This is a genomic window from Frigoribacterium sp. 2-23, assembly GCF_049601585.1.
GTDB lineage: Bacteria > Actinomycetota > Actinomycetes > Actinomycetales > Microbacteriaceae > Frigoribacterium.
Genome location: NZ_CP187126.1, coordinates 2,909,713 through 2,925,297, shown reverse-complemented (window position 1 = coordinate 2,925,297; position 15,585 = coordinate 2,909,713). Strand labels below are relative to the sequence as shown.

The following is a 15,585-nucleotide window of genomic DNA, read 5'->3' as shown; positions in this document are numbered from 1 at the left end:
CCCGCACCGAAAGGCACCACCACATGAAGTTCACCGACGGCTTCTGGCAGACCCGCCCGGGTGTGACCAGCCTCTATGCCGCCGAGGCGTACGACGTCGACGCGGGCACGGACGCCCGCTCGCTCGTCGTCACCGCCCCCACCACCGTCATCGCCAAGCGCGGCGACGTGCTCAACCGTCCGACGCTCACGGTGACCCTCTCGTCGCCGATGGAGGGCGTGATCGGCGTCGAGGTCACGCACTTCGCCGGTGGCCGTGACGAGATCGGCTTCGACCTGGTCGGGGCCGAGGGCGGTAAAGCGGGGGTGGGCGAGATCGACCTGACCGGGCTCGTGCCGGCCCCGGCCCAGCCCGGCACCGTCGACGACCGAGGAGGCGCGACCCTGACCTCGGGTCCGCTCACGGCCCGCATCACCGCGGGTGCGCCCTTCGACCTCACGTTCGAGAGCGAGGGGCGGGTGCTCACCTCGAGTGGCCGCAAGTCGGTCGGCTACCACTCGGTCACGCCGGACGCGCAGCTCGACGGGGCGCCCATCGGCAACGCCCGCGGCGGAACCGCCCGTCACGTGGCACCGCACTACGTCTCGCAGCAGCTCGCACTCGGGGTCGGCGAGCTCGTCTACGGTCTCGGCGAGCGCTTCGGCCCGCTGGTCAAGAACGGGCAGACGGTCGATGTCTGGAACGCCGACGGCGGCACCTCGAGCGAGCAGGCCTACAAGAACGTCCCGTTCTACCTGACGAACCGCGGCTACGGCGTGCTCGTCGACCACCCCGGCCACGTGTCGTACGAGATCGGGTCGGAGGCCGTCGAGCGCGTGCAGTTCTCGGTCGCGGGCGAGTCGCTGACCTACTACGTGATCGCCGGACCGACGCCGGCGGACGTGCTCGACCGCTACACGCGGTTGACCGGGCGCCCCGCCCACGTGCCCGCCTGGTCGTACGGTCTCTGGCTGTCGACGTCGTTCACGACGGACTACGACGAGGCGACCGTCGCGAGCTTCGTCGACGAGATGGCCCGCCGTGACATGCCGGTGAGCGTCTTCCACTTCGACTGCTTCTGGATGCGCGAGTTCACGTGGTGCGACTTCGAGTGGGACCCGCGCGTGTTCCCCGACCCCGAGGGCATGCTGGCGCGCCTGCACGAGCGCGATCTGCGGATCTGCGTCTGGATCAACCCCTACATCGGCCAGCGCTCGAAGCTCTTCCGCGAGGCGGCCGACGCCGGGTACCTGGTCCGGAACCCCGACGGCACGATCTGGCAGTGGGACCTCTGGCAGGCGGGCATGGGGCTCGTGGACTTCACGAACCCCGACGCGACGCGGTGGTACCAGGACAAGCTGCGCGGTCTCCAGCGGCAGGGCGTCGACGCGTTCAAGACGGACTTCGGCGAGCGCATCCCGCTCGACGTGGTCTGGCACGACGGCTCCGACCCCGAGCGGATGCACAACTACTACACGCAGCTCTACAACGAGGCCGTCTTCGAGGTGCTTGAAGAGGAGCGCGGTGTCGGCGACGCCGTCGTCTTCGCCCGCTCGGCGACCACCGGCGGCCAGGCCCTGCCCGTGCACTGGGGTGGCGACTCGACGTCGACGTTCGAGTCGATGGCCGAGACGCTGCGCGGCGGTCTCTCGCTCGCGATGAGCGGCTTCTCGTTCTGGAGCCATGACATCGGCGGGTTCGAGGGCACCCCCGACGCCGACGTCTACAAACGCTGGACCGCCTTCGGTCTGCTGTCGAGCCACAGCCGGTTCCACGGCAGCAGCTCGTACCGGGTGCCGTGGGCGTTCGACGAGGAGGCCGTCGAGGTCACGCGCACGTTCACGAAGCTCAAGCTGTCGCTGATGCCGTACCTGTACCAAGCGGGGCTGACGGCGTCGGCGACCGGGCTCCCCGTCATGCGGCCGATGGCCCTCGCCTTCCCCGGCGACCGCACCGCGGCGTACGTCGACACGCAGTACCTGCTCGGCGACGATCTGCTCGTGGCGCCCGTGTTCTCGGCCGACGGTCGTGTCGACGTCTACCTGCCCGCGGGCCGCTGGACCGACTGGTTCAGCGGCGAGACCGTCGATGCCGGGGCGAGCGGGCTCTGGCGCACCGAGACGCACGGCATGCTGACGCTGCCGCTCTACGTGCGAGAGGGCGCCGTCATCCCCGTCGGCGGCCGCGACGACCGGCCCGACCACGACTACCTCGACGGCCTCACGCTCCGCGTCTACCCCGGGCCCGACGGCGACCGCCCGGTCACCGTCACGACGCCCGACGGCGCGTCGGAGACGTTCGTGGTCACGCGATCAGGAGGCACGGTGTCGGTCGCGCCCACCGCCTCCTCGGTCTCGGTCGTCGAGGTCTGACGGGGTCGGCCCGCCCGGTCTGGCGGGGGCTGCCTGGCCGACCCGGTCGGGCCCTCGCCGCCCGGCCGGGTCGGCGGCTGTAGCCTCGACCGAGGAGGCCGTGGTGACAGGTGAGCAACGCCCCGGTGAACGGGTGACGCCGACCTTCGACGTGCCGTCGGGCTCGGCCGCCGATCGCACGCTCGTGCCGGGCCGCGCCGCCGGGCCCGACCGCGGTGCCCGCCTCGACCGGGTGCGCCAGTCGAACCTCGCGACGGTGCTCGGCATCGTGCACACCGAGGGAGCGCGGTCGCGCTCGGGGCTGACCCAGGCGACCGGGCTGAACCGCTCGACCATCGCGGCACTCGTCGGCGAACTCGTCGAGCTCGGACTCGTCACCGAGACCGAGCCGGAGGGGCTGAACCGCGTCGGACGCCCCAGCCCCATCGTGGCGCCCGCCTCCCGTGTCGTCGCGTTCGCCGTCAACCCCGAGATCGACTCCGTCACCGTCGGGGTCGTCGGACTGGACGGCGTCGTCCGGCAGCGCGTCCGCCGCGAGACGGACGGTGTGCCGACCGCGCTCGAGGCCGCGGCGCTCGCCGCCGAGGTGGTCGCGGAGCTGCGTGCCGGACTCGATCCGACCGGCTTCGTCGTCGGGGTGGGGGTCGCCGTGCCGGGGCTGGTCCGGGCCGACGAGGGGCTCGTGCGGCTCGCACCGCATCTCGGCTGGGTCGACGAGCCGTTCGCCCGCCAACTGGCCGATGTCACCGGACTACCCACGCGCGCCCAGAACGACGCATCGCTCGGAGCGCTCGCCGAGGCGCGGTTCGGTGCCGGGCGCGGCGTTGACGACCTCGTGTACCTGAACGGTGGCGCGAGCGGTGTCGGCGGGGGAGTCCTGATCGACGGTCGGCCGTTCAGCGGCCGGGGCGGGTACGCCGGCGAGATCGGGCACACGCTCGTCAACTCGTCCGGGGTGCGCTGTCACTGCGGCGCGACCGGCTGCCTCGAGACGGAGGTCGGCCAGGCCGAACTGCTCGCCGTGACGGGGCTCGCCCGCTGGCAGGCCGACGAACTCGACGCCGCGCTGGTCGCGGCGCCCCTCGGGTCTCCGGTCGCCGTCGAGGTCGCGCGACAGGTCGATCAGCTGGCGATCGCCCTGCGCAACGTGGTGAACACGTTCGACCCCGAGCTGATCGTGCTCGGCGGGTTCCTCGGGTCGCTGTTCGGCGCCGCGCCCGAGCGTCTCGTCGCGGGTGTCACGGCGCAGGCTCTGCCGGGGTCGCGCGACGACGTCCGGATCGTCCGGGCCGCCCTCGGTCGAGACCGCCTCATGATCGGCGCCGCCGAGCGCGCGTTCGAGGCGTTGCTCGCCGACCCGGCGTCTGCGGTTCGCGGGGCGTAGCCGGGGCCCGGCGCCGCGCCTCCTCGCCCCCTGCGCGGGTTCGGCGCCACCCGCGGCAGTCTTCGCCTCGCGGCGGGCACCGATTCGGCATCCCGAATACATGCGCTGGCATGGAAATGCCGCCGACGCCGTGTCAGGGTGGAGGCAACGAAGGGGAGTAGCTCCCATCGTGTGCCGGCGGGCAGGCCCGGCGGCACACGAAGCGCGTACGTCGACATACTGGCCATCACGATGATCGGCCCGGCGTGCCACCCGTCCACCGCACATCGTGCACCGGGCAGGCGAGCGAGACCTTCGGCCCTCTCTGCGGCCGAAGCATCCCCCTGCCCTCCGGCGGTCGCTCGGTCGCGACCGACCGAAGGAGTCACCGTGCCCGGCCCTCTGCTGCGCCGCATCATCCTCTGCCTGGCGATCGCGTCACCCGCGATCGTCTTCCGCATCACGGGCTTTACGCCGAACCCCGTGCTCGACCTGGTCGTCTTCGGCGCTGCCGTCGTCGCGGCGTCGTTCCTGCTCGCGTGGGCCGCCGAGGCCGCCCAGAAGGACATCTCCGGAGCCCTCGCGATCGCGATCCTCGCCCTCATCGCGGTGCTGCCCGAGTACGCCGTCGACCTCTACTACGCGTTCCGGTCGGGCTACGACGAGTCGTACCTGCCCTTCGCCGCGGCCAACATGACCGGCTCGAACCGTCTGCTGCTCGGCTTCGGTTGGCCGCTGGTCGTGTTCGTCGGCATCTCCGTCGTGCGCCGCGTCGCGCGCGAGAAGGCGAAGGAGGCGCGGGCCGGCTCCGCGAGCCCGTCGCGTCTGCCCACGTTCCTGCAGTTGCCGCGTGACTCGCGTCTCGACATCGGCTTCTTGGCCCTCCTCGCGATCGTCGCGTTCGCGATCCCGCTGATGGGCTCGATCCCGATCTGGTTCGGTGCGCTGCTGATCCTCGTGTTCGTCGCGTACCTCTGGCGCGCCGGCCAGGTGCACGACGACGACGGCGAGGAGGAGTTCGTCGGCACCGCCGCGCACATCGCCCACATGCCGCAGACGCAGCGCCGCATCACGGTCATCGCGATGTTCGTGGTCAGCGCCGCGATCATCCTGAGCGCCGCCGAGCCGTTCGCGACCGCCCTCGTCGACTCGGGCACCGCGCTGGGGCTCGACAGCTACTTCCTGGTGCAGTGGCTGGCGCCGCTCGCCTCCGAGGCGCCGGAGTTCATCGTCGCCGTGCTGTTCGCGCTGCGCGGGCTCGGCGCGGCCGCGATCGGCACCCTGATCGCCTCAAAGATCAACCAGTGGAGCCTGCTCGTCGGATCGCTGCCGATCGCCCACGCGGTCGGCGGCGGCGGATCGGCGCTGCCCCTCGACGCACGCCAGGTCGAGGAGTTCGTCCTCACGGCGTCGCAGACCGTCATGGGAGTCGCGATCATCGTGGCGCTGAGGTTCCACCGGTGGTCGGCCATCGCGCTCGTCGCGATCTTCGCGGTGCAGTTCGTCGTGACCGACACGACCGGGCGGTACGTGCTCAGCGCGATCCAGATCGCCATCGCGATCGCGGCGCTCGTCGTGCACCGCCGGCACATCCTGCCGACGCTCGCCGCGCCGTTCCGACGCCCGTCGGCGTTCGCGGCGGCTGCCGACCCGGCCGACGCGCCCGCTGCTGTGGCGACTGCCGACCCGGCCCTGCGCCGCTAGCGCGCCGCCGTCCCGCGCCGCCGGCCCGCTCCGCTGCCGTCTCCTCTTCTCCGATCGAAGTGTCGCTATGGGCTGATGTCTGTCCCGAACATCAGCCCGATGGGTCACTTCGTTCAGAGGGTCCTCAACGAAGTGTCGCTAACGGTCGATGTTCAGCCCGAACATCGACCCGACGGGTCACTTCGTTCAGAGGGTCCTCGACGAAGTGTCGCTAACGGTCGATGTTCAGCCCGAACATCGACCCGACGGGTCACTTCGTTCAGGAGGCGCGGGTGCGCGGGCGGGCGGGCGTCACGCCGTGTGCGCGTGCGGCTCCGAGCTCGCCCAGACGGCGGCGGCCGCGGTGCCCGCCAGCTCGATCGTGTCGAGCGGGGTGTCGTGGGCGTCCGTGCGGACGACCGAGAGCGATCCGGCGTAATCGCGCCGTGCCTCCACCCGGACGTGCGCTCCGACCTTCAGGTCGAGTGAGGCGAGGTAGCGCAGCAGCTCCGGCTCGTCGTCGGAGACGCGGACCACGAACCCGCACTCCCCGGCCGTGAACTCGCCGAGTCGATGCGCGACCGGGCGGACGACGGTGCCGTCGCGGGCCGGGATCGGGTCGCCGTGCGGGTCGGCCGTGGGGTGCCCGAGCTCGTCGTCGAAGCGGTCGAGCAGCCGATCGCTGACGGCGTGCTCGAGGACCTCGGCTTCCTCGTGGACCTCGTCCCACGAGTAGCCGAGTCGTTCGACGAGGTACGTCTCGATCAGGCGGTGCCTCCGGACCATGCCGACCGCGATCTGCCGCCCGCGCTCGCTCAGGGCGATGCGGCGGTACGGCTCGTAGTCGATGTAGCCGTCACGTTCGAGCTTGCGCAGGTTGCCCGACACGGTCGAGGCGCCGACCCCGAGCGTCGCCGCGATCTCGTTCGTCGTGATGCCGCCGGGTTCGCCGTCGACGGCCCATTCGTCGGCCTTCCAGATGACCTTGAGGTAGTCCTCGGCCATGGTCGTACGGGTCTCGGGCATGCGTCGATTCTAGATCGGCCCCGCTCGCGGCCTCATCGTCGCAATGTGCGACCGTTCTGCGCGACACGCCGCCGTTCGGCCCACCCACACGGTCGCGAATTGCGAAAGAGTCGCACATTGCGAGGACGCCCCGGCTCGCGGCCCGGAGACGCCCCGGCCCGCCGCGCTACCGCGGCAGCGAGCCGAGCGCCTGCGCCTCGCGGTAGCGCTCGCCGATCGCCGGCTGCAGATCCGAGTCGAAGGAGGCGCTGGTCGACAACGCCCACGAGGGTCGCGTCCCCGACAGGGCCCAGGCGGCCTGGCGGGCGGCTCCGTCGGCGACGTACTCGCCGGGCGACGGCACGACGACCGGCACGTCGAACACCTGCGCGGCGACCGCCTGGACGGCCGGGTTGAGCGCCGCACCACCGATCAGTACGACCCGTCGGGCCTCGACGCCCTGGCCGATCACGGCGGCCGCCCCGTCGGCGAGGGCCGACAGCATGCCTTCGACGGCGGCGCGTGCGAGGTTCTCGCGGGTCGTCGATCCGAGCGTGAGCCCCGCCAGCGTCGCGGTCGCGTCGGGCAGGTTCGGAGTGCGCTCCCCGGCGAAGTACGGCACGAGCACGAGCCCGGCCGACCCCGGCTCGGCGGCCAGCGCGAGCCGCGCGAACTCGTCGTGGTCGACGCCGAGCAGGGCCCCGACGGACGACAGCACCCGTGCGGCGTTGAGCGTCGCGATGAGCGGCAGGAACCCGCCGGCCGCGTCCGCGAACCCCGCGACGGTGCCGCCCTCGTCGAACGTGGGTGCGTCGGTCACGGCGAACGCGGTGCCGCTCGTGCCGATGCTGATGACGACGTCGCCGATCGTGGCGTCGAGCCCGAGAGCGGCACCGGCGTTGTCGCCCGCCCCGGCACCGACGACGAGCCCCTCGGGGACGGGAGCGTGCGCGACGGTCGTGCCCGCCGCCTCCGCGGCTCCGACGACCCGTGGCAGCACGACCGCGCCCGACCCGGCACCAGAACCAGCACCGGCCCCAGCTCCAGCCCCGGCCGCCTCGCGCCCCGGTCGCCCGAGCGCGAGCTCGAACAGCTCGAGATCGTACGTGCCGTCGAGCGGGCTCCAGTACGACGTGCCGCTCGCGTCGCTGCGGTCGGTGACGAGGGCGTCCAGGTCGGGGCCGAGAGCCGAGGAGGCGCGGGGCCCGAACCCGAGGAGGCGCCAGGTCAGCCAGTCGTGCGGCAGCGCGACGGCCGCGACGCGGGCCGCGTTCTCGGGCTCGGCGTCGCGCAGCCAGCGCAGCTTGGTCGCCGTGAACGAGGCGACGGGCACGGAACCCGTGCGGCGGGCGTACTCGGCTGCGCCGATCTCGGAGACGAGGGCGCGGGCGGCGTCGGCGCTGCGGGTGTCGTTCCAGAGCAGGGCGTCGCGGACGACCTCCCCGTCGGCGTCGAGCGCGACGAGTCCGTGCTGTTGCGCGGCGACCGAGATGGCGGAGACGTCGTCGAGCCCTCCGGCGGCCGTGATCGCCTCGACGAGTGCGTCCCACCAGGCCGAGGGGGCGACCTCGGTGCCGTCGGGGTGCTTGGCCGTCCCCTGTCGGACGAGCTCGCCGGTGTCGGCGTCGCGCACGACGACCTTGCAGCTCTGGGTCGAGGAGTCGACTCCGGCGACGAGAGTGCGGGTGGGCTTCGGGTCAATCGTCACTTACGACTCCTCTTCGAGTAGAACGGCGAGCGCCTCCGACAGCGTACTGTCCACGATCAGGTGCGTGATGAACCCGGCGCGGCAGGCGGCCAGGACGGCGGGGGCGCGACCGGCCCCGTGCGCCACGGCGATGACCTGCGGGGTGCGCGCGAGCTGGTCGAAGCGCACGCCGATCAGGCGTTCGTCGAGGGGCGTGCTGACGGCGCGGCCCTCGGCGTCGAACAGCCGACCCGAGATCTCGCCCACGGCACCGGCGCTGTCGGCGGCCTCGCGATCGGCGTCGGAGACCTTCTCCCAGACGCTCGACTCCCCGCGTCGCCAGGCGCCGATCGCGACGACGGCCAGGTCGAGGGTGTCGGCCCGGTGCAGCGCCTCGGCGATCTCGGGCTGGCCCATCAGGTCGCGGGCGGTCGACGCCTTGTCGACGACGAGGGGCGCGTGGATCGGCAGCGTCGTGATCTCGGGGGAGGCGCCGAGGTTCGAGATGACCTGCGGCAGCGTGCCCGAGCCCGGCACCTGCAGGGCCCCGGCGAGCTGGACGAGGGTGCAGGTCGGCAGGTCGGGTAGGAACTTGGCGGCGAGGTCCATGGTGCGCGACCACGAGATGCCGACGGTCATGCCGCGACGGAGCGTCTGACGCAGCGCGCCCATCACGGCGGTGCCGACGCGTTCGGTCGCGTCGCGATCCGCGCCCCCGGCGCCGCCCCCGGGCTCGGCCACGTCGACGACCTGCACGCGGTCGACACCGAGTGCCTCGGCGAGGTCGTCGTCCCGCGACGGTCGGCGCGGGTCGCGGATCTCGATCGCGACGACGCCCTGATCGCGCGCCTGCCGCAGCATCTTCGCGACCTGGAACCGGCTCAGGTCGAACCGGGTGGCGATCTCCACCTTCGACAGGTCGTCGAGGTAGTAGGCGCGGGCCAGGTCGGCGAGCAGGATCCAGCGCTCGCGGTCGGGCGGGGAGGGTCGTCGATCCATGCTGTCGCTTTCTCGTGGTCGCCTCATCATGGCTCATCTGAGATGGGTTGCACATCTGTGGATGTGCTGGCAGACTCCTCTCATCTGAGTAGGCCTGCTCATATGAGCTACGCAACCCGCACCTCCTCGGATTCCCGTCGCACCCGATTACTGCACCGTTCACGACCAATGGAGGTCCCGTGAGATCAGTCAACCGAGCACGAAAGCTCACGATCGCGATGTCGGTGGGCGTCGTCGCCGCCCTCGGCCTCAGCGCCTGTGGCGGAGCAGGAGGCGGCGGCTCGTCCGCCGGCGGCTCCGACGAGGTCAACGTCCTGATGGTCAACAACCCGCAGATGGTCGATCTGCAGAAGCTGACCGCCGACTCGTTCACCAAGGACACCGGCATCAAGGTGAACTACACCGTGCTGCCCGAGAACGACGTCCGCGCCAAGATCAGCCAGGAGTTCTCGAGCCAGGCCGGTCAGTACGACGTCGCCAGCCTCAGCAACTACGAGGTGCCGAGCTACGCCAAGAACGGCTGGCTGACCAGCCTCGACGACACCGTCGCGAAGTCGAGTGACTTCGACCAGAGTGACATCCTCGCGCCGATGACGAAGGCTCTGACCGGCGAGGACGGCAAGCTCTACGCCGAGCCGTTCTACGGTGAGTCGTCCTTCTTGATGTACCGCAAGGACGTGTTCGCGGCCAAGGGCCTGACCATGCCCGACAAGCCGACCTGGCAGCAGGTCGCCGACCTCGCCGCCCAGGTCGACGGTGCCGAGCCGGGCATGAAGGGCATCTGCCTGCGCGGCCAGCCGGGCTGGGGCCAGATCTTCGCCCCGCTGACGACCCTCGTCAACACGTTCGGCGGCACCTGGTTCGACAAGAACTGGGACGCCGAGGTGGACAGCCCCGAGTTCACCGAGGCGGTCGACTTCTACGTGAAGCTCGTCCAGGACCACGGCGAGTCCGGTGCCCCGCAGGCCGGCTTCACCGAGTGCCTGAACAACCTGCAGCAGGGCAAGGTGGCCATGTGGTACGACGCCACGAGCGCCGCCGGCAGCCTTGAGGCCGACGACTCGCCCGTCAAGGGCGACATCGGCTACGTCGCGGCTCCGGTCGTCAAGACCGACAGCTCGGGCTGGCTGTACACGTGGGCCTGGGGCATCCAGAAGGCCGGCAAGAACCAGGACGCGGCCGCGAAGTTCGTCGAGTGGGCTTCGAGCAAGGAGTACGAGGAGCTCGTCGCCGACAAGATCGGCTGGTCGAGCGTGCCCGCCGGCAAGCGCTCCAGCACGTACCAGAACGCCGACTACCAGAAGGCGGCTGCTCCGTTCTACGCGCAGACCGAGCAGGCGATCTCGAGTGTCGACCCCGACAACCCGGGTCTCCAGCCCCGACCGGCCCCGGGCATCCAGTTCGTCGCCGTCCCCGAGTTCGCCGACATGGCGACGCAGGTCTCCCAGGACGTGAGCGCGGCGATCGCCGGCAAGCAGAGCGTCCAGGAGGCGCTGAGCAAGGGTCAAGGACTGGCCGAGAAGGTCAGCCAGAAGTACCAGAAGTAGTCATGACCGCAACCGTCGAAGCGCCGGCTCCGCACGAGCCCCGGCCCGCGGCCCCGGGCTTCCGCACTCCTCGCAAGGATGCGGCAGCCCTGGCCCGGGCCGGGGCGTGGGCCCGCCGGGCGCCCCTGCTGCCCGCCCTGATCTTCGTGATCGCCGTCACCCAGGTGCCGTTCGTCATCACGATCATCGTCTCGTTCATCAGCTGGAACTCGCTCTACCCGAACGACGTCGCCTTCGGCGGCTTCTCGAACTACGTCAACGTCTTCACCGACGCCAACATGCGCATGTCGGTGCTCACGACGATCGTCCTGACCGTCGTCGTCGTGCTCGTCAGCCTCGTGCTCGGACTCGTCGTCGCGCTGCTGCTCGACCGGCAGTTCGTGGGGCGCGGCATCGTCCGCACCATCATGATCGCGCCGTTCCTGGTCGTGCCCGTCGCGGCGGCGCTCGTCTGGAAGCACGCGCTGTTCAACCCCGAGTACGGCCTCTTCAACGGCGCGCTCACCTGGTTCTTCGGGCTGTTCGGCGCCGACGCGCCCCAGCCGGACTGGATCACCGACAACCCGCTGATGGCCGTCGAGGCGGCGCTCATCTGGCAGTGGACGCCGTTCATGATGCTGATCCTGCTGGCGGGCCTGCAGAGCCGCCCGCTCGACGTCATCGAGGCGGCCCGGGTCGACGGCGCGAGCACATGGCAGGTGTTCCGCTTCATGACCCTGCCGCACATGCGTCGCTACCTCGAGCTCGCCGCCCTGCTCGGCTCGATCTACATCGTGCAGAACTTCGACGCGGTCTTCACGATCACGTCGGGCGGTCTCGGCACGGCCAACCTGCCGTACACGATCTACCAGCAGTTCTTCCAGGCGCACGACTACGGGGCGGCCTCCGCCGCCGGTGTGGTCGTCGTCATCGGCACCATCGCCATCGCGACGTTCGCCCTGCGCAGCGTCTCGAGCCTGCTCAAGGAGGAGAACCGATGACGGCTCCCACGACCACCGCGCCCCGCACCCCGGGCGGCGCGACCACGACCGGGGACGGACGGCGACGCACCCGGCCGACCCGCGCCTCCTCGGCACCGGGGGTCTCGGCCGGCCGCACCGGCGGCGGGCGGGCACGCGGTGCCCTGCTCGGCCTCGTCGCCTGGGTGGTGGGGCTGCTGTTCTTCGCCCCCGTCGCCTGGATGGTGCTGACCAGCCTGCACAGCGAGACGTCGGCGGCCACCAACCCGCCGTCGGTGTTCGCGCCGCTGACCCTCGACGGCTACGCCAACTTCTTCGGCGCCAACTCGGGTGCGAGCCCGTGGCCGCCGCTGATCAACAGCGCGTCGGCGAGCATCGTCTCGACCCTGCTCGTGCTGTGCCTGGCGTTGCCCGCCGCGTACGCCCTGAGCATCCGGCCGGTGAAGAAGTGGTCCGACGTGATGTTCTTCTTCCTGTCGACCAAGATGCTGCCGATGGTCGCCGGCCTGTTGCCGATCTACCTGATCGCCAAGCAGGTCGGAGCGCTCGACAGCGTCGGGCTGCTGATCGTGCTCTACACGTCGATGAACCTGCCGATCGCGGTGTGGATGCTGAGGTCGTTCCTGAGCGAGATCCCGGTCGAGATCCTCGAGGCCGCGGCGCTCGACGGCGCGAACCTGCTGTCGATCTTCCGTCGCGTGATCGTGCCGATCTCCGGCCCCGGCCTCGCCGCCACCGCGCTGATCTGCTTCATCTTCAGCTGGAACGAACTGCTCTTCGCGAGTGTGCTCACCGGCACGCAGGCGATCACGGCGCCCGTCTTCCTGACCGGGTTCGTCACCAGCCAGGGGCTCTTCCTGGCCAAGGTGTGCGCCGCGGCCGTCGCCGTGTCGTTCCCGGTGCTCGTGGCCGGGTTCGCCGCCCAGGACAAGCTCGTCCAGGGACTCTCGCTCGGCGCCGTGAAGTAGATCGCGCCTCCTCCTCTCTCATCTCGACCTGTTCAACGGAGAACTCATGACCGACACCGAAGCACCCCGCACCGAGGCGCCCGCCGCCGCACCGATCGCCCTCTCGCCCGACTCCCTCGACGCGCTCGCCGCGGCCGGGGTCACCGTCCCCTCGTACGACCGCTCCACGCTCACCGCCGGCATCGTGCACTTCGGCGTCGGCGGGTTCCACCGCGCGCACCAGGCGATGGTCATGGACCGCCTCTTCGCCGAGGGCAGGGCGCTCGACTTCGCGATCTGCGGGGTCGGCGTGCTCGAGCAGGACCGCAAGATGAAGGAGGTGATGGACGCCCAGGGCGGGCTCTACACGCTCGTGCTGAAGCACGCCGACGGAACGCGGGAGGCGCGGGTCATCGGCAGCATCGTGGACTACCTGCTCGCGGTCGACGACCCCGACGGGGTGATCGAGCGGATGGCGTCACCGGCCACGAAGATCGTCTCGCTCACCGTCACCGAGGGTGGCTACAACTTCCATCACGTCACGGGGGAATTCGACGAGTCGAACCCCGCCGTGCAGGCCGACCTCGCCGCGGTGGCCGCCGGTGACCTGCCGCACACGACCTTCGGACTCGTGACGGCGGCCCTGCAGCGCCGACGCGAGCGCGGCATCGAGCCGTTCACCGTGATGTCGTGCGACAACATCCCGGGCAACGGCCACGTGGCGAAGAAGATGTTCAGCGCGTACGCCGAGCTCATCGACCCGTCGTTCGCGACGTGGATGCGCGAGACCGTCGCCTTCCCGAACAGCATGGTGGACCGCATCACACCGGTCACGAGCGACGACGACCGGGCCGAGGTGCGCGACCGGCTGGGCATCGCCGACGCGTGGCCGGTCGTGGCCGAGCCGTTCTTCCAGTGGGTGCTCGAGGACGATTTCCCGCTCGGCCGCCCGCCGTACGAGGACGCCGACGTGCAGATGGTCGACGACGTCGAGCCGTACGAGTTCATGAAACTCCGCCTGCTCAACGCGAGCCACCAGGGGCTCTGCTACTTCGGCTACCTGTCGGGGTACCGCTACGCCCACGAGGCGACGGGCGACCCGGCGATCGCGTCCTTCTTGCGCAAGTACATGGACCTCGAGGCGACCCCGACGCTCGCCCCCGTGCCCGGCATCGACCTCGACGACTACAAGGCGACGCTGATCGAGCGGTTCCAGAACCCCGAGGTGCGCGACACCCTGGCGCGGCTCTGCGCCGAGTCGAGCGACCGCATCCCGAAGTGGCTGCTGCCCGTCGTCCGCGAGAACCTCGCGTCGGGCGGCGAGATCACCCGGTCGGCCGCGATCGTGGCGAGCTGGGCCCGCTATGCCGAGGGCGTCGACGAGGAAGGCGCCGAGATCACCGTCGTCGACCGCGTCGCCGACCGTGTGACCGCCACCGCGCGCACGCAGCACGAGCACCCGACCGCCTTCATCGAGGACCGCGAGCTCTTCGGCGACCTCGTCGACGACCCGCGCTTCGTCGAGGCGTACCTGGCCGCGCTCGACTCGCTGCACGAGCACGGAGCGCACGTCACGGTGCAGCGGCTGGCGTAGCCGACGCGACCCGAGGAGGCACGGTGCCGGTCCGCGAGACCGGTACCGTGCCTCCTGCGCTCGCGGCGCCAACCGGCCGCCCGGTCACGTGACCGACCCGGTCTGTAGACTTAGGTGCACCTGTGTCCGGGTGCGTTCCCCGATCGCGAGGAGACCACCATGCCCGCAGTAGTCATCATCGGTGCCCAGTGGGGCGACGAAGGCAAGGGCAAGGCGACCGACCTGCTCGGCAGCCGCATCGACTACGTCGTGAAGTTCAACGGCGGAAACAACGCGGGTCACACCGTCGTGATCGGCGACCAGAAGTACGCGCTGCACCTGCTGCCGTCCGGCATCCTGTCGCCCGGCGTCACCCCCGTCATCGGCAACGGCGTCGTCGTCGACATCGAGGTGCTGTTCGACGAGCTGGACGCGCTGATCGCGCGCGGCGTCGACGTCTCGCGACTCAAGGTCAGCGCCAACGCGCACGTCATCACGCACTACCACCGCACGCTCGACAAGGTGACCGAGCGATTCCTCGGCAAGCGCCAGATCGGCACGACCGGTCGCGGCATCGGCCCGACGTACGCCGACAAGATCAACCGCGTCGGCATCCGCATCCAGGACATCTTCGACGAGAACATCCTGCGGCAGAAGGTCGAGGCGGCCCTCGACCAGAAGAACCACCTGCTGGTCAAGATCTACAACCGGCGTGCCATCGAGGTCGACGAGGTCGTCGAATCGCTGCTGTCGTACGCCGAGCGGCTGAAGCCGATGGTGGCCGACACCGCGCTCGAGATCTACCAGGCGCTCGAGGACGACAAGACGGTGCTGTTCGAGGCCGGCCAGGCCACCATGCTCGACGTCGACCACGGCACGTACCCGTTCGTCACGTCGTCGTCGGCGACCGCGGGTGGTGCGTCGACCGGCTCGGGCATCGGGCCGGGTCGCATCGAGCGCGTCATCGGCATCGTCAAGGCGTACACGACGCGGGTCGGGGCGGGGCCGTTCCCGACCGAGCTGTTCGACGCGTCGGGCGAGTTCCTCCGTGCCAACGGGTTCGAGTTCGGCACCACGACCGGCCGCCCGCGCCGCTGTGGCTGGTACGACGCCCCGATCGCGCGCTACTCGGCCCGCATCAACGGCGTGACCGACTTCGTGCTGACGAAGCTCGACGTGCTCACCGGTCTCGAGACCATCCCCGTCTGCGTCGCGTACGACGTCGACGGTGTCCGCCACGACGAGGTGCCCGTCTCGCAGAGCGACTTCCACCACGCGACCCCGATCTACGAGGAGTTCCCCGGCTGGTCCGAGGACATCACCGGTGCCCGCGAGTTCTCGGACCTGCCGAAGGCCGCGCAGGACTACGTCCTCGCCGTCGAGGCGATGAGCGGCGCCCGCATCTCGGCGATCGGCGTCGGCCCCGGCCGCGACGCCATCGTCGTGCGGCACGACCTGCTCGGCTGACGCG

At 70.7% G+C, this 15,585-nt stretch carries 11 protein-coding genes; 8 read left to right on the top strand and 3 right to left on the bottom strand.

Annotated elements, in window-relative coordinates; translation table 11 throughout:
* Positions 1–23: 23 nt before the first annotated feature.
* The 3 genes from yicI to ACPEEZ_RS13765 all read left to right on the top strand — a co-directional run bounded on the left by yicI (position 24) and on the right by ACPEEZ_RS13765 (position 5,418).
* Positions 24–2,351, top strand: a complete 2,328-nt coding sequence (gene yicI, locus ACPEEZ_RS13775) for an alpha-xylosidase (RefSeq protein WP_423920190.1) — start codon at positions 24–26, stop codon at positions 2,349–2,351.
* A gap of 103 nt (positions 2,352–2,454) precedes the next feature.
* Positions 2,455–3,735 (top strand): ROK family transcriptional regulator, encoded by a 1,281-nt coding sequence (locus ACPEEZ_RS13770; RefSeq protein ID WP_423920187.1) that lies wholly within the window; start codon positions 2,455–2,457, stop codon positions 3,733–3,735.
* Positions 3,736–4,104: 369 nt separating this feature from the next.
* Positions 4,105–5,418: a sodium:proton exchanger gene (locus ACPEEZ_RS13765; RefSeq protein ID WP_423920184.1), complete on the top strand. Its 1,314-nt coding sequence runs from the start codon at positions 4,105–4,107 to the stop codon at positions 5,416–5,418.
* A 291-nt stretch (positions 5,419–5,709) separates the two neighbouring features.
* On the opposite strand, the gene ACPEEZ_RS13760 is transcribed toward ACPEEZ_RS13765, so the two are convergent.
* From ACPEEZ_RS13760 to ACPEEZ_RS13750, 3 genes are all read right to left on the bottom strand, one after another.
* Positions 5,710–6,423, bottom strand: coding sequence for a metal-dependent transcriptional regulator (locus ACPEEZ_RS13760; RefSeq protein WP_423920181.1), 714 nt, complete (start codon positions 6,421–6,423; stop codon positions 5,710–5,712).
* A gap of 166 nt (positions 6,424–6,589) precedes the next feature.
* Entirely contained in the window at positions 6,590–8,110 is a 1,521-nt protein-coding gene (locus tag ACPEEZ_RS13755; RefSeq protein ID WP_423920178.1) for a xylulokinase, read from the bottom strand.
* Complete coding sequence (locus ACPEEZ_RS13750; RefSeq protein ID WP_423920176.1) at positions 8,111–9,088, bottom strand: sugar-binding transcriptional regulator; 978 nt, start codon at positions 9,086–9,088, stop codon at positions 8,111–8,113.
* 218 nt (positions 9,089–9,306) lie between these two features.
* Between ACPEEZ_RS13750 and ACPEEZ_RS13745 the strand changes: the two genes are divergently transcribed.
* The 5 genes from ACPEEZ_RS13745 (at position 9,307) to ACPEEZ_RS13725 (ending at position 15,581) form a co-directional block, all read left to right on the top strand.
* Complete coding sequence (locus tag ACPEEZ_RS13745; protein ID WP_423924285.1) at positions 9,307–10,635, top strand: ABC transporter substrate-binding protein; 1,329 nt, start codon at positions 9,307–9,309, stop codon at positions 10,633–10,635.
* Positions 10,636–10,637: 2 nt separating this feature from the next.
* Complete coding sequence (locus ACPEEZ_RS13740; protein ID WP_423920173.1) at positions 10,638–11,615, top strand: carbohydrate ABC transporter permease; 978 nt, start codon at positions 10,638–10,640, stop codon at positions 11,613–11,615.
* Positions 11,612–12,562 (top strand): carbohydrate ABC transporter permease, encoded by a 951-nt coding sequence (locus ACPEEZ_RS13735; RefSeq protein WP_423920170.1) that lies wholly within the window; start codon positions 11,612–11,614, stop codon positions 12,560–12,562. The genes ACPEEZ_RS13740 and ACPEEZ_RS13735 overlap by 4 nt, the downstream gene beginning before the upstream one ends.
* A 46-nt stretch (positions 12,563–12,608) precedes the next feature.
* Complete coding sequence (locus ACPEEZ_RS13730; protein ID WP_423920167.1) at positions 12,609–14,135, top strand: mannitol dehydrogenase family protein; 1,527 nt, start codon at positions 12,609–12,611, stop codon at positions 14,133–14,135.
* Between the two features lie 159 nt (positions 14,136–14,294).
* Positions 14,295–15,581 carry an adenylosuccinate synthase gene (locus tag ACPEEZ_RS13725; protein ID WP_423920164.1) on the top strand — a complete coding sequence of 429 codons (1,287 nt, stop codon included), beginning with the start codon at positions 14,295–14,297 and terminating at the stop codon, positions 15,579–15,581.
* Positions 15,582–15,585: the final 4 nt, after the last annotated feature.